Source organism: Humitalea sp. 24SJ18S-53 (assembly GCF_050632385.1).
GTDB lineage: Bacteria > Pseudomonadota > Alphaproteobacteria > Acetobacterales > Acetobacteraceae > Humitalea.
In genome coordinates this window covers 3,799,781-3,825,471 of sequence record NZ_CP192599.1, presented here as the reverse complement: position 1 = coordinate 3,825,471, position 25,691 = coordinate 3,799,781, and the positions used below count along the sequence as shown (strand labels likewise).

The 25,691-nt window shown below is 67.4% G+C and carries 23 protein-coding genes; 7 read left to right on the top strand and 16 right to left on the bottom strand.

What is annotated here, in order from left to right; translation table 11 throughout:
• Position 1: 1 nt before the first annotated feature.
• Together ACQW02_RS18245 and ACQW02_RS18240 are read right to left on the bottom strand one after the other, a co-directional pair.
• Positions 2–1,306, bottom strand: coding sequence for a methyl-accepting chemotaxis protein (locus tag ACQW02_RS18245; RefSeq protein ID WP_431281333.1), 1,305 nt, complete (start codon positions 1,304–1,306; stop codon positions 2–4).
• Positions 1,281–1,805, bottom strand: coding sequence for a PAS domain-containing protein (locus ACQW02_RS18240; protein WP_431281332.1), 525 nt, complete (start codon positions 1,803–1,805; stop codon positions 1,281–1,283). Before ACQW02_RS18240 ends, ACQW02_RS18245 begins: the two co-directional genes overlap by 26 nt.
• A gap of 619 nt (positions 1,806–2,424) precedes the next feature.
• Here ACQW02_RS18240 and ACQW02_RS18235 point away from each other — a divergent pair.
• Positions 2,425–4,110 carry a SulP family inorganic anion transporter gene (locus ACQW02_RS18235; protein WP_431285924.1) on the top strand — a complete coding sequence of 562 codons (1,686 nt, stop codon included), beginning with the start codon at positions 2,425–2,427 and terminating at the stop codon, positions 4,108–4,110.
• Between the two features lie 5 nt (positions 4,111–4,115).
• Here ACQW02_RS18235 and ACQW02_RS18230 read toward each other — a convergent pair whose 3' ends face one another.
• The 10 genes from ACQW02_RS18230 to ACQW02_RS18185 form a co-directional block, all read right to left on the bottom strand.
• The gene (locus ACQW02_RS18230; RefSeq protein WP_431281331.1) at positions 4,116–5,558 is read right to left on the bottom strand and encodes a class I adenylate-forming enzyme family protein; all 1,443 of its coding nucleotides are present in this window, start codon (positions 5,556–5,558) and stop codon (positions 4,116–4,118) included.
• Positions 5,555–6,424 (bottom strand): amidohydrolase family protein, encoded by an 870-nt coding sequence (locus tag ACQW02_RS18225; RefSeq protein ID WP_431281330.1) that lies wholly within the window; start codon positions 6,422–6,424, stop codon positions 5,555–5,557. Before ACQW02_RS18225 ends, ACQW02_RS18230 begins: the two co-directional genes overlap by 4 nt.
• Positions 6,421–7,569, bottom strand: coding sequence for an acyl-CoA dehydrogenase family protein (locus tag ACQW02_RS18220; protein ID WP_431281329.1), 1,149 nt, complete (start codon positions 7,567–7,569; stop codon positions 6,421–6,423). Before ACQW02_RS18220 ends, ACQW02_RS18225 begins: the two co-directional genes overlap by 4 nt.
• Positions 7,566–8,405 (bottom strand): ABC transporter permease, encoded by an 840-nt coding sequence (locus tag ACQW02_RS18215; protein WP_431281328.1) that lies wholly within the window; start codon positions 8,403–8,405, stop codon positions 7,566–7,568. The genes ACQW02_RS18220 and ACQW02_RS18215 overlap by 4 nt, the downstream gene beginning before the upstream one ends.
• Before the next feature lie 6 nt (positions 8,406–8,411).
• Positions 8,412–9,206, bottom strand: a complete 795-nt coding sequence (locus ACQW02_RS18210) for an ABC transporter ATP-binding protein (RefSeq protein WP_431281327.1) — start codon at positions 9,204–9,206, stop codon at positions 8,412–8,414.
• A 72-nt stretch (positions 9,207–9,278) separates the two neighbouring features.
• The gene (locus ACQW02_RS18205) at positions 9,279–9,908 is read right to left on the bottom strand and encodes a cysteine hydrolase family protein (RefSeq protein WP_431281326.1); all 630 of its coding nucleotides are present in this window, start codon (positions 9,906–9,908) and stop codon (positions 9,279–9,281) included.
• Complete coding sequence (locus ACQW02_RS18200) at positions 9,908–10,927, bottom strand: ABC transporter substrate-binding protein (RefSeq protein WP_431281325.1); 1,020 nt, start codon at positions 10,925–10,927, stop codon at positions 9,908–9,910. The genes ACQW02_RS18205 and ACQW02_RS18200 overlap by 1 nt, the downstream gene beginning before the upstream one ends.
• An 87-nt stretch (positions 10,928–11,014) precedes the next feature.
• Positions 11,015–12,124 (bottom strand): GNAT family N-acetyltransferase, encoded by a 1,110-nt coding sequence (locus ACQW02_RS18195; RefSeq protein WP_431281324.1) that lies wholly within the window; start codon positions 12,122–12,124, stop codon positions 11,015–11,017.
• Between the two features lie 11 nt (positions 12,125–12,135).
• Positions 12,136–13,170, bottom strand: a complete 1,035-nt coding sequence (locus ACQW02_RS18190; protein ID WP_431281323.1) for a polysaccharide deacetylase family protein — start codon at positions 13,168–13,170, stop codon at positions 12,136–12,138.
• Positions 13,167–14,174 (bottom strand): glycosyltransferase, encoded by a 1,008-nt coding sequence (locus ACQW02_RS18185; protein ID WP_431281322.1) that lies wholly within the window; start codon positions 14,172–14,174, stop codon positions 13,167–13,169. The genes ACQW02_RS18190 and ACQW02_RS18185 overlap by 4 nt, the downstream gene beginning before the upstream one ends.
• 429 nt (positions 14,175–14,603) lie before the next feature.
• On the opposite strand from ACQW02_RS18185, the gene ACQW02_RS18180 reads away from it, so the two are divergent.
• The 3 genes from ACQW02_RS18180 to ACQW02_RS18170 are packed head-to-tail and all read left to right on the top strand — an operon-like array spanning position 14,604 to position 16,532.
• Positions 14,604–15,527: a Bug family tripartite tricarboxylate transporter substrate binding protein gene (locus ACQW02_RS18180; protein ID WP_431281321.1), complete on the top strand. Its 924-nt coding sequence runs from the start codon at positions 14,604–14,606 to the stop codon at positions 15,525–15,527.
• 10 nt (positions 15,528–15,537) lie between these two features.
• Complete coding sequence (locus ACQW02_RS18175) at positions 15,538–16,335, top strand: alpha/beta fold hydrolase (protein WP_431281320.1); 798 nt, start codon at positions 15,538–15,540, stop codon at positions 16,333–16,335.
• On the top strand, positions 16,332–16,532 hold the full coding sequence (locus tag ACQW02_RS18170) for a hypothetical protein (RefSeq protein WP_431281319.1): 201 nt from the start codon (positions 16,332–16,334) through the stop codon (positions 16,530–16,532). The genes ACQW02_RS18175 and ACQW02_RS18170 overlap by 4 nt, the downstream gene beginning before the upstream one ends.
• An 8-nt stretch (positions 16,533–16,540) precedes the next feature.
• Here the strand turns inward: ACQW02_RS18170 and ACQW02_RS18165 are convergent, their stop codons facing one another.
• From ACQW02_RS18165 to ACQW02_RS18150, 4 genes are all read right to left on the bottom strand, one after another.
• Positions 16,541–17,506 (bottom strand): Bug family tripartite tricarboxylate transporter substrate binding protein, encoded by a 966-nt coding sequence (locus ACQW02_RS18165; protein ID WP_431281318.1) that lies wholly within the window; start codon positions 17,504–17,506, stop codon positions 16,541–16,543.
• Positions 17,503–19,233 carry a hydantoinase B/oxoprolinase family protein gene (locus tag ACQW02_RS18160; RefSeq protein ID WP_431281317.1) on the bottom strand — a complete coding sequence of 577 codons (1,731 nt, stop codon included), beginning with the start codon at positions 19,231–19,233 and terminating at the stop codon, positions 17,503–17,505. The genes ACQW02_RS18165 and ACQW02_RS18160 overlap by 4 nt, the downstream gene beginning before the upstream one ends.
• Positions 19,226–21,340 carry a hydantoinase/oxoprolinase family protein gene (locus tag ACQW02_RS18155; protein ID WP_431281316.1) on the bottom strand — a complete coding sequence of 705 codons (2,115 nt, stop codon included), beginning with the start codon at positions 21,338–21,340 and terminating at the stop codon, positions 19,226–19,228. The genes ACQW02_RS18160 and ACQW02_RS18155 overlap by 8 nt, the downstream gene beginning before the upstream one ends.
• A gap of 75 nt (positions 21,341–21,415) precedes the next feature.
• Complete coding sequence (locus ACQW02_RS18150; protein ID WP_431281315.1) at positions 21,416–22,408, bottom strand: D-2-hydroxyacid dehydrogenase; 993 nt, start codon at positions 22,406–22,408, stop codon at positions 21,416–21,418.
• Between the two features lie 108 nt (positions 22,409–22,516).
• On the opposite strand from ACQW02_RS18150, the gene ACQW02_RS18145 reads away from it, so the two are divergent.
• From ACQW02_RS18145 to ACQW02_RS18135, 3 genes are read left to right on the top strand one after another with little or no spacing between them, the layout of a single operon-like run.
• The gene (locus ACQW02_RS18145) at positions 22,517–24,079 is read left to right on the top strand and encodes an ABC transporter substrate-binding protein (RefSeq protein WP_431281314.1); all 1,563 of its coding nucleotides are present in this window, start codon (positions 22,517–22,519) and stop codon (positions 24,077–24,079) included.
• Positions 24,076–24,837 (top strand): SDR family NAD(P)-dependent oxidoreductase, encoded by a 762-nt coding sequence (locus ACQW02_RS18140; RefSeq protein WP_431281313.1) that lies wholly within the window; start codon positions 24,076–24,078, stop codon positions 24,835–24,837. The genes ACQW02_RS18145 and ACQW02_RS18140 overlap by 4 nt, the downstream gene beginning before the upstream one ends.
• Complete coding sequence (locus ACQW02_RS18135; RefSeq protein ID WP_431281312.1) at positions 24,834–25,616, top strand: N-acyl homoserine lactonase family protein; 783 nt, start codon at positions 24,834–24,836, stop codon at positions 25,614–25,616. Before ACQW02_RS18140 ends, ACQW02_RS18135 begins: the two co-directional genes overlap by 4 nt.
• Positions 25,617–25,691 lie beyond the last annotated feature (75 nt).

The window sequence follows — 25,691 nt, the reverse complement described above, 5'->3', positions numbered from 1 at the left end:
TTCAAGCGGCCCGCGTCGCTGCCAGGAAGGCGCTGACCTTTTCGTTCAACAGCGCCGACTGGCCGGCCAGCCCCTCGGCCGCGACCGAAACCTCGCTGGCCGAATCCCCGGTGCGCGCCGCCGCGACACGCACGCCATCGATGTCGCTGGCGGCCGAACGCGCTTCCTTGGCGGTGCTGTCGACGCTGCGCGCGATCTCCTTCGTGGCGGCGCCCTGCTCCTCGACCGCGGCGGCGATCGCGGTCGCGGCGCCATCGACGCGTTGGATGATGTCGCCGATCCCGCGGATGGAGAGGACCGCGGCATCCGTGGCGCTCTGAATCGATACGACGAGTTGCCCGATCTCCTCCGTCGCCTTGGCGGTCTGTGTGGCGAGGGATTTCACTTCGCTTGCGACCACGGCAAAGCCCTTGCCGGCCTCACCGGCGCGCGCGGCCTCGATCGTCGCGTTCAAGGCCAGCAGGTTCGTCTGGCTTGCGATGCTGGAGATCATCTGCACCACATCGCCGATCCGGCGCGCCCGTTCGGCCAGGGCGACAATCGTCGCATCCGCTTCCGTGGCCTGGGTCACGGCGTCGCGCGCCACGACGGCGGCTTCGGTCACCTGGCGGGAAATCTCGCTGACGGAGGATGCGAGTTCTTCCGTCGCGGCCGCGACTGTTTCGGTGTTCGAGGTGACCTCCCCCGTCGCGCCCGCGGCGGCGGCTGTGCGGGTATTCGCATCGGCGGCGGCACCCGAAAGTTGGCTGGCGCTTTGGCTGAGCGCCACCGCTGAGTTGGAGACGGCGCGCACGACGGATCCGACGTCACGCTCGAAGTCATTGGCGAAGGCCTGCATGCTGTTGGATTTCTGTTCCATCGCAGCACCCGCGTCATTGATCGCCCGGGCCGAGACCTGGTAGGCGCCGGGAAGGCCGCGTAGCAGCACCTTGCGATGGAAGCGCCCCTCGGCTGCAGCCTTCATCGCGCCGCCCGCTTCCCGCACGAAGGCATCGGTGATGTCCAGGGCATGGTTCGCGGCGCGCTGCACGTCGCCGACCGTGCCGTGTTCCGGGGCATCGAGGACGCGGCGTTCAAGGTCGCCGAGGGCGACCGCGCGCAGGACCGATGCGGTCCGGCCCAGGCGGCGCAGCGAGGCCTGCGTCAGCAACGCCGCCGATCCGGCCAGCGCCGCGCCGCCCAGCGTGGCGGCGCTGGTGATCGTGGCATCGATCCCCGCGACGGCGGCGATGGCCGAGGCCGCGCAGAGCATTGAGGTGCCGCAGAGCAGCAGTGGGACCTTAGAGAGAGAAAGCGAATTGTTCATAGCTCAGGCCCCTTTCACGAAGCAGCGTGGAGAGTGTCTCTGTTCCAGCCTTCAGGCCCTGGTCGCGATCGGGTTTCTGCGCTTCCGCCTGGAGGAGGCGGCGGTACACCGGTTCGACGCGCTCGATTTGCAGCGGGTCGGGTTTCCGGCGATTGGAGTGGAAGCCGGCGAGCTGCCCATTCGCCCCGATGGAGGCGGTCACATGCGCGAAGACCCAATAGTGGTCGCCGTTGGTGGCCAGGTTCTTGACGTAGCCGAAGAACTCGCCCCGTGCCTGGATCGTTTCCCACATCAGGCGAAAGACGGAGCGGGGCATGTCGGGGTGGCGTATCAGCTTGTGCGGCCGACCGATCGCCTGCTGCAGCGTCAGTCGCGACACCCGTAGGAACACCTCATTCGCATAGATGATGCGGGATGACGGATCGGTCTTGGTGATGATGAGTTCTGTTTCAGAGAACGGACTTTCGCGCCCTGATGGCGCAATCGGATGGGTCGCCACTGCACTTCTCCTTCGGCAGTGCCTTTGTGCTCCATGATTTATCTACGGGTCGCTAAGAGGTGCTTGGAATTGCAAAAGAATAGTGGCGAGATTGGAAGAGATGGCGAATTGTCAATGATGTCGCCATGCTTGCGGGTGGTAAATGGCAATTGCGAAGCGATATCACTGTGTCGTATTCGTGGTTTGCGTTGAAACGAGCAATCGATTTCTGTTGTCGTGTTCGCCAGAAAGGATGCACATCCGGCGGTGCGCGGCATGACGTCGCGGCAGGACAAGGAGATCGACCGCGGCCAACAGCATCGTGGCGGAAGCGGTGGCTCGCACGTCACTGCCGAAGACCCCGGATCCGGGCTGGACACTTGCCCGCGATTCCTCGTCCGAAGGTTGACGATCTTCCGTTCGGGCGGGCCCAGATGTGGTGGAGTGTCGCGTTTTCTGGGGTGCCGGATGAGTCCAGCCGGTGGACATGTTGAACAAGAGGAGGGCAGGCCGATGAAGACCCAGGCCAGTCGTACGACCCTGCCTGTCGCGGCGCGGACCCAGCCGGCGGCGGAGTGGCAGGCCGTCACCGATCTGGGGTCCACCGAGATCCGTTCGCGGGCCTGAGCACGTGGCGAAGATGGCCCCCGGTGCCTTGCGCGCAATCTTCCCCCCAAGCGATTGGCTGCGGACCTATTCCCCGCGCTGGCTGGGCGGCGACCTGGTGGCGGGTGTCACGCTGGCGGCCTATGCCCTGCCGGTGGCACTTGCCTATGCGACGCTGGCCGGGTTGCCGCCGCAGGTTGGTGTCTATGGCTATATCCTTGGCGGGCTGGGCTATGCGCTGCTTGGCTCCTCGCGCCACCTCGCCGTTGGTCCGACATCGGCCATTTCGCTGATGGTGGCGGCGAATGTCGGCGCGATGGCCGGTGGGGATCCCGCGCGCTATGCGGAGATCGCGACGCTTGCCGGCTTCGCTGTCGCCATGCTGTGCCTGCTCGCCTGGGCGCTGCGGTTGAGCGTCCTGGTGAAGCTGATCAGTGACAGCGTCCTGGTGGGGTTCAAGGCCGGTGCCGGCATCACCATCGCGCTGACGCAACTGCCCAGCCTGTTTGGTGTGCCGGGTGGCGGGCAGAACGTCATCGAGCGGGTCGTTGTCCTGGCCGGGCAAATGGGGGGGGTCAACATCGTGACCCTGTGCCTCGGCCTTGTCGCCATTCTGCTGCTGGTGGTGGGGGGGCGGCGGTTGCCGGGCAGGCCGGTCGGGCTTGGCGTCGTCGTGCTCTCGATCCTGGCCGTCGTCGTGCTTGGCCTGGCCGGCCGTGGCGTGACCGTCACCGGCGTGATCCCGGCCGGCCTGCCTGAACTCGGCCTGCCGACGCTGCGGGTGACCGATGTCGAGGGCATCTTCCCCCTCGCGGCTGGTTGTCTTTTGCTCGCCTATATCGAGGGTGTTTCGGCGGCGCGGAGTTTTGCTGAGAAGCATGGCTACGAGCTGAACCCCCGCCAGGAATTCCTGGGCCTGGGGGCCGCGAACCTGTTCGCCGCCTTCGGCCACGGCTATCCGGTCGCGGGCGGTTTGTCGCAATCGGCGGTCAGCGAACAGGCCGGCGCGCGCACGCCGCTGGCGCTGGTCGTCGCATCGGGGGCGCTGGCGCTTTGCCTGCTGTTCCTGACGGGGCTGTTGGCGAACCTGCCGAAGGCGGCGCTGGCCGCCATCGTCCTGACCGCCGTGGCCGGGCTGATCGACCTGCGTGAGATGCAGCGGCTGTGGCGCGTGAGCCGCATCGATTTCGCGGCGACCGTTGTGGCGCTGGTGGGCGTGCTGCTGCTCGGCATCCTGCAGGGGATTCTTTTGGCGGCCCTGGCCTCCATCCTGATGATGCTGGCCCGCACGAGCCTGCCGCATGTCGCCTTCCTCGGGCGCGTGCCGGGCAGCGGCATCTTGAGCGACATGCTGCGCCACCCCGAGAACGCGACCATCCCGGGCGTGCTGGCCTTCCGGCCGGAAGGGTCCCTGGTCTATGTCAGCGCGGAGGCGGTGCAGGAGGCTGTGCTCGGCCAGCTCGCGGCACAGCCGGCGGGGGTGATCGGGCTGGTCGTCTGCGACCTGTCGGCTTCCCCGCACCTGGATATCTCGGGGGCCCGCATGCTGCGCAGGCTGCACGCCGCACTGACCGCGCAGGGGATACGGTTGGCCGTTGTCGGCGCGCATGGCGAGGTTCGCGACCTGTTGCGGCGCGATGGGGTCGCGGACCTGGTCGGCGGGGTCGAGCGCGGTGCGACGGTCGAGGGCATCCTGGCGCAGCAGGCGATCCCTGGCTGACCCTGCTACGTCAACCGGAGAACCAATTGCCGCTTCAGAACCTTGCCGGCGCTATTGCGCGGCAGATCGTCCACGACGAAGACTTGGCGCGGCCACTTCGGCCGCGGCAGGCGCGCCCGCGCGAAGGAGAGCAATTCCTCCGGGCCGACGGGGTGGTCCAGGCGGACGAAGGCGGCGATCTCCTCACCGAATTCCAGCGACGGCCAGCCGACCACGGCGCTTTCCGCGACGGCGGGATGGGCGTTCAGCGCGGCCTCGATATCGGAGGGGTGGATGTTGATACCGGCGCGGATGATCATGTCCTTCTGGCGACCGCGCAGGGTGACGAAGCCCTCGCTGTCCAATGAGGCCAGGTCGCCCGGATAGAACCAGCCGTCGCGGAAGGCCTCGGCCGAGGCTTCGGGGTCACGGTGATAGGTCGTGGCGCAGGCTGGCCCACGGTAGCGCAGCAGGCCGGTTTTGCCTTGCGGGAGCGGGATGTCGGAATCATCGACCACCTCCACCTCCACGGCAAAGACCGGGCGGCCGACGGTGTCGCCATGCGTGGCGATATCGGCCGGTGTCAGCAGCGAGACGCCGCCGCCCTCGGTGGAGGCGTAGTATTCGAAGAACCGTGGGCACAGGCGGTCGCGGATCGCGACGCGTTCCTCCGGCGACAAGGGGGCGCCGGAGGAGAACAGCAGGTTCAGCGCGCGCAGCGGTGCCAGCGCCGCATCATCCAACGCCAGCAGGCGGCGGAACTGCGTGGGTACCAGGAACAGGCTTGTGGCGTCCTGCGTCGCGACGCAGCCCACAAGGTCCTCCGGCGTGCAAGGCGGCGGATTCAGGATCAGCGTGCCGCCCGAGAACAGCACGGACATCGCGAACGTCCGCCCGCCACCGAAGTAGAGCGGCGTCGCGCAGACGAACCTGTCCCGCGCATTCAGCCCGAGGTTGATCCAATGCGTGCGGAAGCGTGCGAGGAAATGCCGATGCGCGATCAAAGGCCCCTTGGGCCGTCCCGTGGTGCCGGAGGACAGCGACAAGACGAAGGGCGCGTCCGCGTCGCTGGTGAAGTGGGCGGCTGCGGCATCGGCGTCCGAGGCTTCATCCGGCACCAGGCAGCGCAAGCCAGGCAGTGCCTGCATGTCCGGTTCCAGCAGCACAAGCGAAGCACCAAAATGGGTCGCGACGTTGCGCCGTTCTTCCTCGGTCCAGCGCGCATCCATCGGCAGGATGGCGCGCCCGGCCCGGGCCAGCGCATAGAGCGCGACCACATGCTGCGCCGTATCGCCAAGGCAAACGCCGACCGGCTGATCCGCCGGGAGGTCCAGCCCGAGCAACCAGGCGGCCATCCGCCGCACGCGTGCGGCGAAATCCGCATGCGTCAGCGTCAGGTCGCCATCGATCAGTGCCGGGTGGGATGGCCGCGCCTTCGCATGGATGTCCAGCGCATCGGCCAGGTTCACGCGGCGGCCCCGTCCAGCTTGTAGATGCGCTGCACGTTGGTGCGCAGGAATTTTTCGCGCACGGCTTCGGGCAAGCCCAGCGCGTCGATTTCCGCCATGGTGCGGCCGAAATCCAGCACGGGGAAATCCGACCCGAAAATCACCTTGTCCTGCCCGAAGCTGCGAATGTAGCGCACGAAGGAGTCCGGCCAGTATTTTGGGCTATGCGCGTCGGAGCCGATGAAGACGTTGTTGTGCTTCCAGGCCATCGCGATCATCTCGTCGGTCCAGGGGATGCCGACATGGATGCCGATGATCTTCAGTTCGGGAAAGTCGCAGGCGACGGCATCGAGGGTGATCGGACGACCGACGGAGCGCAGAGGATAGCTCGGGTCATAGACCATCGACTGGCCGACCTGGAGCTGCACCGGGACATCGAGTTCCACGCATTTCGCGTAGAACGGATACCACTTGGCATGGTCGGGCGCGAGTTCGAACCAATGCGGATAGTAATGCGCGCCGATGAAGCCGTATTCCGTGACCGCGCGCGACAATTCGCGCACGCCGCGCATCCCCTCGGTCGGGTCGAGCCCGGCGAGCCCATAGAAGCGATCCGGATGCGCCTGCACGGCATCGGCCACCAGGCGGTAGTCGACGTGGTAGCAGGCGGGGTGGCCAAGCCGGCCGACCTTGGCCGCGATCAGGAAGGCCTTTTCGATGCCGGCGGCATCCATCCGCGCGATCATGTCCTTGAGGCTCATGCCCTCGAAGATCTCGCGCTTCACACGCATCTTGCTGGTGTAGAAGCCGGTGCGATCCGGCCGACCGGCCAGCGCCTCCGGCGTCCAGATGTTCACCACCGCATCAATCGCACGTAGGCCGGTCACGACATTCCCCTCGCTATCAATCCCAGGTCCCGCGCGATGGAATCGCGCAGCACCTCATTCGCCCCTTCACCGAAGGTGTAGAGGCGCGAATCCCGCCACAGGCGTTGTATGTCGCTGTCGGCGGAATAGCCTGCGCTGGCCAGGATCTGCATGCCCGCGTCGGCGACGTCGCGCAGCGTTTCGGTCGCCACGATCTTGGCCTGCGCCGCTTCGCGGCGGCAGGGCGCGCCCTGGCTGATCAGCCCCGCGAGATGCCGCACCTGCAACCGCGACAAATCCACCCGCATCCGCATGTCAACCAGGCGGTGGGCGATGGTCTGGAACTGGCCGATCGGCTGGCCGAATTGCACGCGTTCCTTTGCGTGGGCGAGGGCGATCTGGAACGCGGCCTCGGCGGCACCCGTCACGGTCGCGGCCATCGAGGCGCGTGAAAAATGCAGTGTGGACATCAGGCGCGCGAAGCCGCGCCCTTCCTCGCCCAGCAGGGCGTCGTCGGCGACCTCGACATCCTGCAGCCCGATGTCGAAGGACGGCATGCAGTTGTTGCCGATTTTCGGCAGGGTGGTCATCGAGATGCCGGTGGCGTCGGTTGGGACGAGGAAGAGCGAGATGCCCCGATGCCCGTCCTTCTCCGCACCGGTACGGGCGGGCAGGATCAGCCAGCGCGCCTGTTGCGCATCGCTGATCCATGTCTTGCGCCCGTTGATGCGCCAGCCGCCGGCATGGCGCACGGCGCGGGTGCGGATCGCGGCGGCATCGCTGCCCGCCTGGGGTTCGGTCAGCGCCAGCGCGCAAAACGCCTCACCAGCCATCAGCAGCGGCAGCAGCGCCTGGCGCTGCGCTGTGCTGCCATAGGTCAGGATCGACATCAGCCCGAAGCCGACGACGCGGTTGAAGATGGAGGCGACCATGTAGGCGTGCTGGCCGAGCCGTTCCTGGACCAGCGCGACGGTCAGCCAATCGGCGCCGAGGCCGCCGTCTTCCTGCGGCACGGCCAGGGCGAAGAGGCCCGCCTGGCCCATCTCCGGCAATAGGTCATACGGCGGCACATGCCCCGCGTCCCGCCTGCGGATTTCCTCCGGCGGCAGGCGCCGTGCGAGGAAACGATCGACCGAGGCGAGGATCTGCGCCTGTTCGTCGGTCACAGTTTCACTCGCGCCGACGCATGCCAGGGGATCAGCATCTTCCGCAGCGCCCCGATCGAGAAATAGAAGATGAAGCCGAGGATCGACATGTGGATCAGCACGGCGAACATCTGGTCGGTTTCGAAGGCGTTCAGCCGGGCGATCAGCAGATGGCCGAGCCCGGCATTGCCGCCCAGATACTCGCCAACGACGGCCCCGATGATGGCGAGCACGATGCCGATCTCCAACCCCGTGATGATGTAGGGCAGCGCGGAGGGGAATTCGAGCCGGCGGAACACCTGCCAGCGCGTCGCGTTCAACGACACCATGACGTCGCGGTGACCCTCGTCGATCGACTTCACGCCCATCGCCGTATTGGTCAGGATCGGGAAGAAGGCGAGGACGGCGGCGACGATCACCTTCGATGTGATGCCGAAGCCAAACCACAGGACGAAGAGCGGCACGAGCGCCACCTTCGGGATCACCTGGCTGGCCACGATGAAGGGGTTCAAGGTCAGTTCCAGCCAGCGGATCCTGGCGATCAGCACGCCAAGTCCCACGCCGATGACGGTGGCATAGGCGAAGCCCGTCAGCGTCGCGTAGACCGTCATCCAGGTGTGGTGCCAGGCGCGTGGATCGCGGAGCAATTCCATCCAGGCCGACCAGACCGCGGCCGGGCCAGGCAGGATCAGCGGCGAGACGCCGGCGAAGCGGACATAGGCTTCCCAAATGACGATCAGCAGCCCGATCAGCACCGGCGTGGTGATCCAGGGCAGGGCGGATTCGCGGGTCATCAGGCGCTTGGCGAATTGCGCTGGCGGCGCCGCGGCGGGCCTGGCTTGCACGGGTTCGGGCATGGTGTCCTAGCTGATCTCGTTCAACCGCTGCCGCAACTGGCGGACGATGGCCTGGAAGTCGGGGGTCGATTGCAGGTCTGGGCCACGGGGGCGTGCGAAGGGCACGTCCACGATCATGTCGATCCGGCCGGGGCGGGGTGAGAGCAGCACGATCCGGTCCGCGAGGAACACTGCCTCCACGATCGAATGCGTGACCAGCACGATGGTCTTGCGCGTTTCCAGCCAGATGCGTTGCAGTTCGATATTCATCGCCTCCCGCGTCATCGCATCGAGCGCACCGAAGGGTTCGTCCATCAACAGGATGCCCGGGTCGTAGGACAGTGCCCGCGCGATGGCGGCGCGCTGGCGCATGCCGCCTGACAATTCGCGGGGCCAACGTTTCTCGAACCCCTGGATGCCGACGAGTTTCGTCAGCGTCCGCGCGCGCTCCATGCGTTGCGTCTTGGGGGTGCCCTTCAGTTCCAGCGGCAGCGCGATATTCTGTTCGATGGAGAGCCACGGAAACAGGTTCGCTTCCTGGAATACCATGCCCAGGTCGGAGACCGCCTTGGCCTGGCGCTGGCCGTTGCGCCACAGGCTGTGGCCGTCGATCGCGATCTCGCCCGAGGTCGGTGCGATCAGCCCGCCGATCATCCGCAGCATCGTCGTCTTGCCGCAGCCGGAGGGGCCGAGCAGCACGAGGAATTCCGCATCCGCGACGGCGAGGTCGGTCGGCGCCAGCGCGTGCACGGGTTCGTCGCGCGTGCCGTACCACTTCTCGATGCCGCGAAACGCGATGGCGGGATGCGGCGCGTCGGCCATGCTGTCTCCGGGTTGTGATGCGGCCGGATCGTCGCGCGGCGACCCGTGGCTGTCCATGGCCGGCCGCGATGCTTACGCGATCGGGAAGACCGCTTCGCCCGCGGATATGGCATCGGCCGCCTGGTTCGCCCCGATGATGCGCGCAAAGCCGAATTCCATGGCGGCGAGCGCGGCGGCATGCCGATCCGTGTCGAAATCCGCCACGGCATCGCGCACCACGAAGGTGCGAATGTCGCGCTGCGCCGCGTCGCGCACGCTGCATTCGACGCACATCGACGTGGTCACACCGCCCACCATCAGCGACCGGATGCCGCGGGCGGCCAGCACCACATCCAGCGGCGTGCCGAAGAAGGCGGAATTGCGAGGCTTGTCGATCACGAAATCGGCCGGTTCGACGCCAGCCTCGGGCGGGATCTCCACATCGGCGCTGCCGCGCGCCAGCGCCTTGATCTGCCCAAGGCGTGGGCGGATCTCGGTCGTGAGCAAGCCGCCATCGGCAAGATCGGCCCGCAGGATATGGCGCGTCCAGATCACCGGCATTCCCACGGCACGCGCCGCGCGGGCCAGGGCGTAGCACCGCCGTGCCGCCGCATCGCAGGCCGACACATCGCGTCCCTGCGCCGCCACGAAGCCGTCCGGGTGCAGGAAGCCGCGCTGCAGATCGACCAGCAGCAGCGCGGCCTCAGCACGCCGAAAGCGCATCAGGCGAGGGCGCGGGCGACGAAGTCGTTGGTATAGAGCGTGTCGGCCCGGCCCCCGGCCGTCGCGAAGCCCGCGGCTGCCATCAGGTCGTAGCCGCGCTGCCACCGTTCCGGCACGTTCCGCAGCAGGTTCTCGCGCCCCGCGGTCAGCCAGAACTGCATCTCGTTGCGCAGGATCAGCGGGGCGAGGGCGGCGTTGCGCATCTCCGCGATCTCGAAGCCGCGCAGGTTGGCCAGGGTGCGCGACAGGTCGGTATCGGCCAGCATGTCGTCGAGCGAACGTTTCACGGCGCGCAGGAAGCCCACGACCATGTCGCCGTTCTGCGCGACCGTGCGGCGGCGCGCGATGTAGCATTGCCCGGGGATCGGGGCGACATCATCGGTGTTCCAGGACACGTGCGGCGTGCCCGCGGCCTGCAACGCGATCGGGACCCCGGCCGAGACGATATAGGCGTCGATCCGGCCCTGTTCGATCAGCAGCAACCCGGCCGGCGAGTTCGGTGCGACCTGGCGCGCCACGCGGGCACGCTCCACGCCGCGCGCCTGCAGCATCACATCCAGCACGATCTCGGTGGCGCCGGCCACGGACAGGATGCCGATGGTCTTGCCCACCATCTCCTCGGGCGTGCGGATCGGCTTGTTCGGGGCGCTGATGACGTAGAAGGGCGAGCCCTGGCTGATCGTCGCGACCGCGATCAGATCGTCGCCGCCCGGGCGCGAGGAAGCGCGGATGTGGTCGCCGACGCCTGTCCGCGACAGAAGCGCGCCGCCGCCGACGATCTGCTGCACCGCCATGGCCGAACCGCGACCCTGTTCGATGGTGACGTCCAGCCCTTCGCGTTCGAAGTAGCCGCCGCCCTTGGCGTTCAAGACGTCGACGAAGGCCAGGATATTGGCGAAGGGCGTGACGAAGGTCATGGCGCGCGCCGACTGCGCCCGTGCGTCGCGCAGCGTCAAGGCCATCAGGCCCCCGCCGCCAAGGGTCAGCGCGGCACGGCGGGTCGGCGTCGGTCCTGTCATCGGGGCGTCCTTGATCGTGTCGGGCGCAGGGTGAAACTCGGTTGCCCGCGGCGTCAATGCCGCCGAGCGCGCGCCTGGGATTCGGCGCTATCCGGGCTGGCGATGGAGCGCCGCCTTTACTTTGCGGCCGGCGGAACGAACCGCGTTCCAGACGTGCATCTTTGGATCGCGTCGCTGCATGACGTATTGGACCATGTCGGGCCCGCTATGCCCGAGGCTCGCCTTGTATTGCGAACCGCCGGCCAGGAAGTCGTAGATTTTTCCGTCTGTATTCACATGACTTTGAATGCAAAGGCTGTGACTGATCAGGCCGGGTTTCAATTTCGGGTCGTCCTGATAGGCGAATCCGGATTGGTAGGAGGAGATGTATCCATCGTGAATAAAATTATAAAGATAACCCAATACGGTGTCGCCTGCCGTAATCCTCACCATCTCGATGTTGCCGGTATCAATACAATCCCGGATAATCCTGTCGTGGAATTTCTCAAAGAACGCATGGGCAAAGGCGCCGGGCTTGCCACGCGCCAGCCAGTAGCGCTGATGCAAGTCCTTCAGGCCAGCGAAATAATCGAGGGCGGACTCCAGGTCTGTCGCCTTGTCGATCGAGAGGTCGCCCTGCTTTTCATACAACCTCATCGCACGCCGAATTTGCTGCCGCGTGTTTGAACTCAGTTGGTCCAGGTAGGATTTTTCCGATCCGCGCACGGCCTGCAGATCCACCTGCCAGGACGGCGACCGGGTCGGGGCGGAAACGATCCACCGATCGGCGTCCAGCGCGACCGAGCCATCGGCGGCGCCGCGGATGCGCAGTTCGTCGATCGACATCTTGTGGTCGCCGCCGAGAAGAAAGTGGATGGCGGCGATGTCGGCGGGGCCGCGCCACGCCTGGCTGACCAGGAAGTTATTGTATTCGATCGTGATGGTGTCCTCGGACGGGTCGCCCGTCTCGTGCAGGCGTGCCGTGGTGATGGGGAAAACGCCGAGTTCGCGGCGCCGGTCGACAGTGAGCAGCGCAAGCAGGACAACCTCCGTGCCGCTTCTGCCGCAAAGCAGCCAGGGTGCGGATCGTGTCTCGGCCAGCCAGGCGCCGATCCAGCGCCAGGTCAGGAAGAACGTCGCGTCGGTGCGCGCTTCAAGGCCACGCCAAAGCGCTTCGACCTCTGCGTGATCGGAAGCCGGCTCCAGGCTGAAGCGCAAGGCTGGGGGATTCACGCCCCGACCAACACGCCGGCCGGTGCGCCTGCCTGCAAGGCCATGTCGCGCACGGCGAGCGGCGTGGTTGGTGCTCCGCCCAGGGTGCCAAAGAAAAAATCGAGCACCGCCCTGATGGACTCCAGAAACAACGTCAAATCCTTCGCGTTGTGGACGTAGGGAGTATTGCCGATTGCCAGCGAGGGGCTGTGATAACAAAGCGTGAATAGCCGATGTCCGTCATTCACCATGGATTTCAGCAGCCGAAGCATGGAGGCCTTGTCAATCCCCTCAGGCGTGAGGGAGACGCGGCTGAGAATACCGAGGCGGGACAGCGCCGAAAGCTTGAGGTTGCCCGCGCGGGACGATTTGACGCTGTCATACAGCGCGGCGGCGCGGTGACCCGTCGTCATGCCGCAGAAGCCGCGTGTCAGCGGGATTTCCAGTATCCCACCAACGCCGTTCAACCAGAACGGGCGGTCCGGCATCCCGCGAAAATCCGGGCCGCCGTCGCTGCCGAAGTCAGTGTGCGGAACCACGCTGACATCGACCAGATACCCCAATGACGACAGGATCTCGATCGTATTCGGCCCCAGGCCATAACGCCCGGCCTTGTAGATGACCGGGCTTTCCGAAAATGCGGCGGTGATCGCGCGATGCAGTGTCTCGAGCTTTGCGCGTTCCAATGATCCCGGAAGATTGCCGGCATAGGAGTTGGACCTGAGCACGGCCTCGGCGAACGGCGGATTCACCCAGGGATGCAGGTGGGTGCCGATCTGGCAGCGCCCCGCCGACACGAAGGATTTGAGAATCTCGACCGCATCCGGGTCGGTGGCGACCGGGTGGTCGATCACGTAGGTCGGTCGGAGCTGATAGGCGTCGAAGATCTCCTGCGTGCGCCACTGGGCTTGCATCGATCCGACCGAGACGCGGTCCCGGCGGAAGGGCTTTGACCAGTCGAATTCTTCTTCCGTATCGACCACGACCTGCAGGAAGGGTCTGCGTCCAGGCAGCTCGGCGAGGGGATAGGTGCCTGGGTGCAGCGCTGTCACGGCTTTACCGCCGGCATCGCCGCGGGCACCGCCCGACCTGACAAATGTCGATAAGCGCCACGCGCCGCATTATCCAGCGACTGCGGGAGGAATGTCAGGATCGCATCCACCGCCAGCCGGGGTTGGAAGGGACGATAGGACAACGACGCCAGCATATTGCGCCGCGCCCCGGGGCGATCGTCCTCTTCCATCAGGGCGCTGGCCAGCCAGGCGTGGCCTCCGGCCCGGGCGCGCCGCAGCATGGCGCCGTCAGGCGCGCCGCCGAGAGGGGCGCGTTCGATCGCCCGGTCCATCGTCCGCAGGTAGTTCTGCGCCATGATGGTGCGCAGGCGCGACAGGCGGTCCTGGCCGCCGACCTGATATTGGATCGTGGGCGCATCGAACAGCCCGACCGGCCCGGCTTCGCACGTCCGCAGGTGGAAATCATGGTCTTCCCCGGCAGGTGCGAGGCTTTCGTCGAAGCGGCCGACCTGTTCCAGGCGCCGCCGGGTCAGCATGACCGTCGAGGTGTGCACCAGATTGCCCAGGATCATCGCCTGGTGGATCCGCCCCCACCAGACCGGCACATCGGCCAGGGCGGGTGGCGCGAGCGGCGCGATGTCACGAAAGGACTCGCGGCCTTCGAACAGGGTATCGTCCGCGAAATTCCTGTAGTTGCTGTACATCTCGCGCAGGAAGCGGTTGCGTTGCTTGCCGCCATCCGGGCCGATGGCTTCCATGTCGGTCCAGATCATGCCCGCTTCGGGGCGTTGCGTCAGGCAGGCGACCTGGACCTCCAGCTTCCACGGCAGCCAGACATCGTCGGAATCGAGAAAGGCGACGAAGTCGCCTTGTGCCGCATCCAACCCACGGTTGCGTGCGACGCAAACCCCGCCGTTGGGCTGATGGATCACCTTGACGGCGCTGTTCGCGCCATAGACGGCCGACAGCATGTCGGCGGTATCATCGGTCGAGCCATCGTTCACCACCAGTATTTCATACCGTGGATACGATTGCGCGAGCACGCTATCGATCGCGCGGCGTAACAGCCGGCTTCGATTGTATGTCGGAATGATAACGGACGCTACGTCACCCACCGTTTGCCTCCAACCCCCACATGCGGGCGGGTGAAGGCCCGCGCCTGCTGGGGGAGATTTGCGCCAGCCATTCCCTGGGGGGAGGTGGCCCGCTTGCCGCCGAGTCTCTGATCATCCGCGATCGCTCGTCCACCGCTTTTTGCCACTCCTGTTATGAATTGATCTGTGTCGATTAGTTCATGCGAATACGCCGAATGGGCGGCGCCCTGGGTCGTGGTCCGGGCCATGGTCCTGGCTGGAGGGGTAACATTTCGCGCCCCACAGCCTTGCTCCGAACCGAACTGCTGCGCCAAATCGCGGCAACCGGAGGATAATCCACTGACCTACAGACGTCTCCTGCTTGGTGCGGCGCTGGCCGTGCCTGCCCTGCAAGGTGCGCGCGCCCAGGCGACCTGGCCTGAGCGCCCCGTGCGCTTCGTCGTCGCCTTCGCGCCGGGCGGCTTTGCCGACCAGATCGGCCGGATGCTGGCCGAACACCTGGGCGAAGTCTGGCGACAGACGGTCGTGGTCGAAAACCGTGGCGGCGCCGGCGGCAATGTCGCCGCCCAGGCGATCGCCCGCGCCACGCCCGATGGCTATACCGCGCTTGTCACGACCGGCGCCTTCGCGATCAACCCGACGCTGTCGCGCAACCCCGGCTACCGACCGGAGGAGTTTGCCACGGCCGCGGTGGTGGCCGGCACGCCGAACCTGTTCGTGGTGCGGGCCGACAGCCCCGCGCGCAGTTTGCGCGATCTGGTGGAGATCGGCCGGCGCCGGCCGCTGAACTACGGCACCGCAGGCGTCGGGGTCGCGGCGCATCTGTCGGCGGAACTGCTGTTCAAGCGGGCTGGCGGGGTGGATGCGCAGCACATCCCCTATACCGGCGCGGGGCCGGCCATGCTCGCCCTGCTGGCTGGCAGCATCGACATGGTGGCGACATCGCTGCCGAGCGCGGTGGGCCAGGTGCAGTCGGGCTTGGCGCGTGGCCTTGCCGTGACCAGCGCCACCCGCAACCAGACGATGCCGGATGTGCCGACGGTGGCCGAGGCGGGTTTCGAGCCGATCATCGACCTGGCCTGGGTGGCGGTGCTCTACCCCGCCGCCGTGCCGGCCGCGGTGCTGGCCCGGGTGAATGCCGATGTCGCGCGCGTCATGGCACTTCCCGCCTTCCAGCAGCGCCTGGCCGCCGCCGGCTTCGACCCGATTGGCGGGTCGGTCGAACAGGTGAATACCTATGTCGCGAACGAGGTGCGGAGCTGGCGCGACATCGTGCGCATGATCAACGTCACCATCGAATGAGGTCCGCCACATGCTGATGCAGCGCGACGGGCGGAACATCGCCTATGACCTGATCGGGGGGGCGGATAGTCCGACTGTCTGCCTCGTGCATTCGCTGGCCGCCGACAGCGGCATGTGGGCGGAACAGATCCCGGCCCTTCTGGATGCCGGTTATGCCATCCTGCGGATCGACCTGCGCGGCCATGGCGGCAGCGCCGCGACCCCTGGCCCCTACCGCATGGAGGATCTGGCGGCGGACACCGCCTTCGTGCTGGGCCGCTTGCGGCGCGGCCCCGTGCATTACGTCGGTCTGTCGCTTGGCGGGATGAGCGGGCAGGCCCTGGCGCTCGACCACCCCGGGCTGGTCCGGTCGCTGATGATCTGCGACGCGCTGCCGGCGTCCCTGCCGAATGCCACGGCGATCTGGGGCCCGCGGGTCGCGGCCGTGCGCGCGGCGGGCGTCGTGGCCCCGGTTGCCCAGGCGACGATCGAACGTTGGCTGACGCCAGAATGGCATGCGGCCAATCCGGCGCGCTGGCAGCAGATCCTGGACACCATCGCCGCGACCGATCCCGAAGGCTATGTCGGCTGCGTGGAGGCGATCCGGAACTTCACCTTTGTCGCGCGCCTGCCCAGCCTGGCGATGCCGGTTTGCGTGGTCTGTGGCGAGAAGGATTCGGCCGTCCCCCCAAGCGAAGGCGAGCGGATCGCGGCCCTGGTCCCGAATGGCCGGTTCCACGCGATCGCCGGTGCGATGCATCTGCCGAATGTGGAAAAGCCCGAGGCGTTCAACAGGGTTCTGCTCGACTGGCTTGCCGCCAACCAATGACGCCGCCCTTGGACAGTTTTGGGCACCAACGCCGCCTGCTGGCCGGCCTTGGCCGTTTCACCGAGGACATCGCCGCCGACCAGCCGCTGCACATGGTCATCCGGCGGTCGTTCCATGCGCATGCGATCCTGGACACGCTGGCGCCGAGGGGCGTGGCCGACATCGCCATGCCGGCGTCGCCGCATCAGATCTGGTAGGCGCTGGGCTAGCTGGCGGTGATGCCCGCCTCACGCACCACCTCGCCCCACAGCGCCGTCTCGCGCACCATGATGGTGGTCAACTCCTCCGGTGTCGAGGATTCGGCATCCGCCCCGGCGCGTGCCAGGGCCTCCTTCAGCGTGGGCTCGGCCAGGGCCTGGCGGGACAATTCGCCAAAGCGGTTGGCGATGGACGGGGGGGCGCCGATGGGCGCGAAGATCGCGATCCAGGTACCGGCGACGCAGTTGGGCAGGCCAGCCTCCTCCATGGTCGGCAACTGCGGCAACAAGGCGTGGCGCTTGGCGCCGCACATCGCCAGCGGCCGGACGGTGCCCGCGCGGACCTGCGGCAGCGAAGAGGGCATGGAGTCGAACATCGCCTGGATATTGCCGGAGATCAGGTCGGCCATGGCGGGGCCGCCGCCGCGATAGGGCACGTGGGTGACGTTCACACCGGCCCGCAGCTTGAACAGTTCCGCGGCCAGGTGCAGCGACGATCCTGCACCGGCCGAGCCGTAGTTCAACTGCCCAGGGCGCGCCTTCGCCATGGCGATGAATTCCGCGACGCTATTGGCCGGGAGGGTCGGATGCACGACCAGCAGTTGCTCGATGCGGAACACCAGGCCGATGGGCATCAGGTCGCGCAGCGGATCGTGGTTCATGTCGCGATAGAGGTAGCGGTTGACCGTCAGCGGCCCGTTGCTGGTCAGCAGGATCGTGTAGCCATCGGGCGGCGTGCGGGTGAAGGCCTCGGCGCCGATGTTGCCGCCGCCGCCGCCGCGATTGTCGATGACGACGGGCTGGCCCACGACCTCGCTCATCCGTTGCGCCCAGATGCGTGCCGAGACATCGGTGCCGCCACCGGCCGCGAAGGGCACGATCACGCGAATGGACCGGTTGGGGTAGCCCGCCTGGGCATTGGCGATGGCGGGGGCGGCCAGCAGGGCGGCCAGGGCGGCGCGGCGCGGAATCATGACGGTTCCTTCCATGCGGACAGGGCGGCCGCGACGCGCTCCGCACCGTAGTCCCGTATCGCCGAGGCACGGCTGACCTTGCCGTCCAGGATATCGGCCGCCAGCGCGCGCGGGTCGCGCAGCGCCGGGTCGCCGAAACCGCCGCCGCCAGGCGTGTCCATCCGCACGCCAAGCCCCGCGGTCATCGGCAAGGCGGTGGTGGCGGTCGGCAGCAGGCGTTCGCGCGGCGTGCCCGGTTCGATCAGCAGGTTGGCCTGGCCACCAGAGAGCCCGCCATGCAGGCCGGGGGCGACCATCACATGGCCCTCGCCACGCGCCGTCAGCAGCGAGCCATCGACGCGCGATGAAATCTGCCGGGCGATGCCCAGGCCCCCGCGCCATTGCCCGGCGCCGCCACTGTCCTCGACCAGCGCATAGGCGTCGACCAGCAAGGGGTATTCGATCTCCAGCGCCTCGGCCGGCAGGTTGGAGGAGTTGGTAACATGCATCTGCACGGCTTCGGCGCCATCGGCGCCTTCGCGTGCACCCGCGCCGCCGCCGATGGTTTCGATATAGACGTAGGTGCCGGTGCGGCGCTGGCCGGAGACAAGCAGGGCCGGCACGGAATCATGGCTCTGCGCCATCTGGCGTGGGCGCGGCAGGACCTGGTTCATCGCATCGAAGATGGCCCCCGACAGGCGGTTGCAACTGATCGCGCGGGCCGCCGTGGCGGCGGGGAAGCGCGGGTTCACGATGCTGCCTTCGGGGGCGGAGATACGGATCGCATCGAACAGCCCGCTGTTGGCCGGCAGGTCGGGGTCCAGCAGGGCCTTCACGGCGTAGTAGCAGGTCGCCTCCAGCGCATTGGTGGCGATGTTCAGCGCGCCCCGTGCCTGCGCGGCCGATCCCGCGAAATCCAGCAGCAGATCGTCGCCGCGCACCACGATCCGGGTGCGCAGGACGATGGGTTCGCCCCCCGGCACGCCGTCGCCGTCCATCCAGCGTTCGCCCTGGTAGTCGCCATCGGGCAGTTCGGCGATACGGGCGCGCAGGCGTCGGCCGGTATAGGCGAGCAACGCCTCGATCGCCGCTTCCACCGCCGCCAGGCCATCGGTCGCGACCAGGCGTTGCATCAGTTCCGCGCCGCGTTCGTTGACGGCGATCTGGGCGCGCAGGTCCAGGATGCGTTCGGCCGGTTCGCGGGAATTATGGGCGATCATCTCCAGCAGGTCGCGGTCGATCTCACCAGTGCGGACGATACGCATCACGGGGATGCGCAGGCCCTCTTCAAAGATCGTGCGCGCGCTTTGCGACATGGATCCGGGGTTCGGCCCGCCGACATCCGAATGATGGCCGGTATTGGCGGCGAAGAAGGCGACGCGGCCGTCACAAAAGATGGGTGTGACGATGTTGATGTCCGGCTGATGCGTGCCGCGCGCCAGGAAGACATCGTTGCAGACGAAGGCATCGCCCGGCTGCATCTGGTCCACCCGGTAGCGTTCCAGCACGGTGACGACGGCACCCATCAGCGAGCCGAGGTGCATCGGCATATGCGCCGCCTGCGCCAGGCAGCGCCCGGTCGCATCGAACATGCCGACCGAACAATCCTTGCGTTCCTTGATGTTGGTCGAGAACGAGGCGCGGATGAGCACATGGCCCATCTCCTCGGTGATGGAGAGCAGCCGGTTGGCGAAGACTTCCATCGCGATGGGGTCGGCGGCCGCACGGGGGAGGGAGGTGTCAGGCATCGGCGTGCTCCCGCGCGGCGGCGCTGCGCACCGTGTCATCCTCGTTGCGGACGATGATATTGCCGTCGGCGTCCAGGGTCGCGGCCTGTCCGGGGAAGACGAGCGAGGTCGCGCTCATTTCCTCGATCACCGCGGGGCCGGCCAGCAGCGCGCCGACGGGCAGCAATTCACGGGCATAGACCGGCGCGTCGCGCCAGCCGTGGCGGGGGTCGAAAAAGACGCGGCGGCTGCCGATGCGCGCGGCCTCGGTCGTGCCGCCGGTGGGGGGCGGTTCGGGCGCGCCGCGGGGGACGTGGCCGACAGCGGTCAGGCGGCAGTTCACCAGTTCCACGCCGCGATCGGGGATGGCGTAGCCATTGGTGCGGGCGTGTTCGACGGCGAAGGCCTCCAGCACCTCATCGAGTGGCGGCACATCGGCGCCGAGCGGGACGCGGACCTCGAAATTCTGGCCTTCGTAGCGGAGTTCGACGGCGCGGCGCGTGGCGCGCTGGGCGGGCGGCACGCCTTCGGCGGCGAGCCAGGCTTCCGCCTCGGCACCCATCGTGTCGAACAGGGCACCGGCGCGGGTCCAGGTGGCGGCGTCCATCGGGGCGATTTCGCTGCGCACGAAGTCCAATGCGATATCGGCCAGCAGGATGCCGCGCGCGCACATGGTGCCGGGTTCACGCGGGATGATGACGGTGGGGATGGAGCATTCGGCCGCGACTTCCGTCGCGTGCAGCGGCCCCGCGCCACCGAAGGCGAAGAGTGCGAAATGTTCCGGTGCATAGCCGCGTTCGGTGGTCACGCCGCGGATGGCACGGCCCATGTTCGCGACCGCGATGCGGATGATGCCGAGCGCCGCCTGTTCCAGGGTCAACCCCAGCGGGGTGGCGATCCGGTCCTGCACCGCGCGGCGCGCGGCGGCGGCATCGACCGGCATGGCCCCGCGCAACAGCGCCGTCTGGTCCAGCCGCCCCAGCACGATATTCGCATCGGTCAGGGTCGGTTCGGTGCCGCCGCGCCCATAGGCGGCGGGGCCGGGATCGGCGCCGGCGCTGCGCGGCCCGACCTTCAGCGCGCCGCCCGCGTCGATATAGGCGATGGAGCCACCACCCGCACCGATCACGTCGATGCCGATGCTGGGTACTTTGACGGGGTATCCCGCGACGTCTCGCGCGCTGGTGGATGTCGCCTGGCCGCCCGCGACGACCGAAACATCGGTGGAGGTGCCGCCCGCGTCGAAGGTCACGATGTCGGCAAAGCCCGCCTGGGCGGCCACGACGGCAGCACCGATGACGCCGGCCGCGGGCCCTGACAGGCAGGTGCGGACGGGCGTCGCGGCGGCGGTCGCGATCGACATCAGCCCGCCGTTCGAATGCACAGTATAGGGTTCCGCGACGATCCCGGTATCGCGCACCCGGGCCAGCAGGCGATCGAGGTAATGCGCCATGCGCGGCCCGACGAAGGCGTTGAGCACGGTGGTCGAGAAACGGTCGAATTCGCGAAATTCCGGCAGGACTTCGCTGGAAACCGACAGATAGGCGTCCGGCAGCACGCGCCGCAGCACTGCCTTCGCGGCGCGCTCATGCGCCGGGTCGCGCCAGGAATGCAGGAAGCAGACGGCGACGGAGGTGACGCCGTCATCGCGGAAGGATTCCGCGGCGGCAACGACCTCGGCTTCGTCGAGGGCATGCAGGACCGTGCCCTCGGCGGCGATCCGTTCGGCGATCTCAAGCCGTCGGCGGCGCGGCACCAGCGGGTCAGGGCGGCGGATGTCGTAGTTGTAGAGATGCGGGCGGATCTGGCGCGCGATTTCCAGCACGTCGCGGAAGCCCTTGGTGGTGATCATGCCGGTGCGCGCGCCGCGGCGTTCGATCACCATATTGGTCGCGACCGTGGTGCCATGGCCGAGGAAGGCGACGTCAGCGGGCGATGCCGCGTTCTTCGCCAGCAACTCGCGCACCCCCGTCTCGATCGCCTGCGATGGATCGGCGGGGGTGGAGGGCACTTTGTGGAAGGCTATGCGGCCGGTCGTCTCATCCACCATCGCGAGGTCGGTGAATGTGCCGCCGACATCGACACCGATGCGCAACCGCTTGCCGCTGCCTGGGCGTTCGTCGGGCATGCTTGCATTCCTGACGCGCCGGAAGGGCGCGACAGGCAGCCTAGCGTGGCTTCGGCGGGAAAGACCAGACGCGACCTAATACCCGCGCGCGGGATCCACACGGTTCGGCGCCGGTCGACCGTCCCGCAGCGCCCGCAGGTTGGCGAAGAGAATGTCGAGCGTGCCGTCGTTGTAGGTCTGCGGATCATCCGACGACACATGCGGCACCACCAGCATCCCCGGCGTCCGCCACAGGCGGTGTCCGGTGGGAAGCGGTTCCGGGACCGCAACATCGGTCACGACGCCATCCAGTTGCCCGGCATCCAGCGCGTCGCAAACGGCGTCCTGATCCCAGACGGCGCCGCGCGCCATGTTCACCAGCTTGGCCCCGTGGGGCAGCAGCCCGATACGCCTGGCATCGATCAGCCCACGTGTCGCCGGGGTCAGCGGGCAGGCGAGCAGCAGGAACTCCGCGCGCGGCAAAACCTGGTCCAGCGCCTCGGTCGGGTGCACCTCATCGCAATCCGGATGTGGCGCCGGGCTGTTGCGTACGCCAAGCACGCGCATGCCGAAATGCCGTGCATGGCGCGCCGCGGCCCCGCCGATGCTGCCAAGGCCCACGATGCAGACCGTGCGACCGGACAGCACGGAACCGAAGATCGGCGCCCAACGTTCCACGCGCTGTGCGGTGGTGATCTTCGGGATGTGGGTTGCCAGCATCAGCAACGACATCAGCGCGAATTCGCCGGCCTTGGCGGCATGGGTGCCGCGGTTGTTCAGCAGCAGGATGTCGGGCGGCAACCAGTCGAATGGCGCCAGGCGATCAAGCCCGGCCGAGGTGCAGGCGATGACGCGCAGTTTCGGTGCGACGCCCGGCAACTCGCCTGAGGCGAAACGCTGCTTGACCACCTTGGTCCAGGTCAGGACCACCTCGGCCTCCGGGATCGCGGCGGCGAAGCCTGCGTCATCATCGGCGAAAGATACCGCGAACCCGCCGAGGTCCGGATGGCGCGCCAAGGCCGCGGCCCATTGTGCCGGGGTGACCGGAAAGATCTCTTCGCCGGCCGGGTTTTGTACATGGATCCGCATGCGGTTGAAAATCGCATGGTACTGGCTGGCGTCAAGCCGGCGCGTTGACAGGCCGGAGGGGACACGCAACCAATATGCCCCACCTATTCATCAGGAGATGTCATGGCCATGCGCCTCGCCACAGCCCTGCTCGCCTGCACGCTTGCAGCCCCCGCCGTCGCCCAGAACCTCACAATCGGTATGCAGACCGAACCGGGGACCATGGATCCGCAGTTCAACCTGTTGGGGTCCAATACCTCGGCGTTGCGTAATATCTACGACACGCTGCTGTCGCGCGACCCGAGCCTGCAGGTCCGCCCCTCGCTGGCCGAGAGCTTTCGCGCGGTCGATGAGACCACCTGGGAGTTCAAGCTGCGCCCCGGCGTGCGCTTCCACGACGGCAGCCCGCTGACGGCGGAGGATGTGCGCTTCACGATCGCACGCATCCCGAACGTCCAGGGCAATCCCAATTCCTACGTCACCTATATCCAGGGCATCCGGGAGGTGCAGGTCGTCGATCCGCTGACGGTGCGCTTCCTGACGGATGGTCCGGTGCCGTTGCTGCCGACCAATATCTCGAACGTCTTCATCATCTCCGCGGCGCATGGTCTGCGGCCGACCAGCGAGTTCAACACGGGCCAGGCCGCGATCGGCACCGGCCCGTATCGGTACTCCTCATGGCAGCCGGGTCAGCCGCTCGTGCTGGAGCGCAACGCTGAGTATTTTGCAGGTGCGGCGCATTGGCAGCGCGTGACGTTTCGCCCGCTGACGAATGATGCCGCGCGGGTCGGCTCCTTGCTCGCCGGCGACGTGGATTTCATCAATGGCGTGCCGTTGCAGGATGTCGCCCGGTTGGAGCGTCCCGCCAGCCGCACGCGCGTCTTCGGCGGCCCGTCGGCCTACGTCTACATGCTGTTCCCCGAGGTGGGTAAGGATCCGCTGCCCGGCGTGCGCGACACCCAGGGCAATCCGCTGCCGCGCAACCCCTGGATGGACCCGCGCGTGCGCGAAGCCGTGTCGCTGGCCATCAATCGGGAGGCGATTGTCGAACGCCTGATGGAAGGCCGCGCCAGCGTCGCCAACCAGGCGGTGCCGGCTGGGTTCTTCGGCCATTCCACGCGCATTCCGCCCGCGCGCTTCGATGCCGAGCGTGCCCGGGTGCTGTTGCGGGAGGCCGGCTACCCGAACGGGTTCCAGACCAATCTCGCTTGCCCCAATGATCGCTTCGTCAACGACAGCAAGATCTGCGAGGCGGCCGCGCAGCAGTTGCAGCGCGTGGGCATCCGCGTCGATCTTTCGGCGCAACCGCGCGCCACCTTCTTCCCGCAGCGGGCACGGCGCGAATGGCCGATGCATGCCGCCGGCTGGGGCAGCCTGACGGGTGAGAGCAGCTACTTCCTGACCAGCCAGGTGCATACGCCGAACCGTGACCTGGGGCTGGGTGCGATCAACTACTCCGGTGTTTCTTCGCCCGCGATCGACGCGCTGATCCAGCGCGGCCGCCGCATCCTGGACGATGGCGAACGCCGCCGCGTGCTGGAGGAAGCGATGGAGCAGACTATGGCGCAAAACCTCATCATCCCGATCCTGACGTTTGAAGCCGTTTGGGCCGGCCGCGCCGACCGCGTGCGATTCACCCCGCGTGCGGATGAGGAGACCTTGGCGATCGAGATTCTGCCAGCGACGCCATGACCGGCGTCGCCATCGACCTGTCGGGGCGCCGTGCGCTTGTCACCGGGGCCGGCACCGATGGGATTGGGCGCGCCATCGCCCTGATGCTGGCGCGCGCCGGCGCCCGCGTCGCGGTGCATCACCTGAACGAGACGGACGCGGCTGTGGCGCTGGCGGCGGAAACGGGCGGCGTCGCCTTGCAGGCCGATCTTTCCGACACGGCCGTGGCGGCGGGGTTGCCGCAGCGTGCGGCGACGGCTCTGGGCGGGCTCGATATCCTGGTCGGCAACGCGGGGGCGCTGCTGCGCAAGCCGCTGGCTGAAACGACCGATGCCGATTTCGCGCGCATCCATGCCGTCGACCTGGCCGCGAATTTTGCCTTGGCGCGGGAGGCGGCGGGGCTGATGCAGGGCGCGGGGCGGATCGTGTTCACCTCCTCGGTCAATCAATGGATGCCCAATCCCGGGCTCGTCGCCTATGGCAGCGCGAAGGCGGGCTTGGGTGGCCTGACGCGGCAATTGGCGCTGGAACTGGCTGCGGGTGGTATCATGGTGAATGCGGTGGCACCTGGAACCATCGAGACCGACCTGAACCGCGCCGCGCGCGCCGATCCCGCGTGGCACGCAAAGAAACTGACGCTGATTCCCGCCGGACGGACCGGCACGCCGCAGGATGCCGCGGGCGCGATCCTGTTCCTGTGCAGCGACCTGGCTGGCTACATCACCGGCACGACCATCACCGTGGATGGGGGACTTTCGTTGATGGGGCTGGCGGCATGAGCGAGTTGTGGGAGGTCTTTGCGCTGCGATGGGCGACCGATCCGGCGCGTCGCGCATTCCAGTGCTTCCTGGGTGGATCGGGCGGGGATGGGCCGATGCCTGTCGCCTATCACGCCTTCATCCTGCGCGGCCCGGGGGGATTCGTGGTGATGGACACCGCCGCAGACGCCGCGCGCACGCAGCGCTACGGTAAGCAGGCGTTTCATGGAATGGAGGAAGCGCTGGCCGTGCTTGGCACCACTGCCGCGACGGTGCCAACCATCATCCAGACGCATCTGCACTGGGACCACGCCGGGCAGCCTGCGCTTTTCCCGCAGGCGATATTCCATATGCAGCAACGCGAACTCGCCTATGTGAACGGCCCCGCGATGCGCCACGGCGTATTGCGCGCGGGGTATGAGCTGGCCGATATCGCCGCCGCCACCGCCCTGCTGCACGAAGGCCGCATGGTGTTGCACGATGGCGATGTCGCGCTGGCGCCGGGCCTGACCTTGCATCATGTGGGTGGTCACACCGATGGGTTGCAGATCGCGCGGGTGCGGACGCGGCGCGGTTGGATGTGCCTGGCGACGGATGCCGTGGCCTATCGGCTGAACCTGGAACGGCGGATCCCTTTCCCCGTGCTGTTCCACACGGGCGACGCGCTCGATGCTTTCGAGACGGTGCTGTCCTTGGCGGACGCGCCCGAACTGGTCATCCCAGGTCACGATCCTTGGGTGGTGGACGCACATCCCGCCGCCGCGGTGGGTGCCGAAGGGTGGCTCGCGCGTCTCGATTGAAGACGGGTCGGCATAATGTCTTGACATTATGGGCCGCGCAATGCTGCCATGCTGAAAGGCAATAAGGAGCAGCAG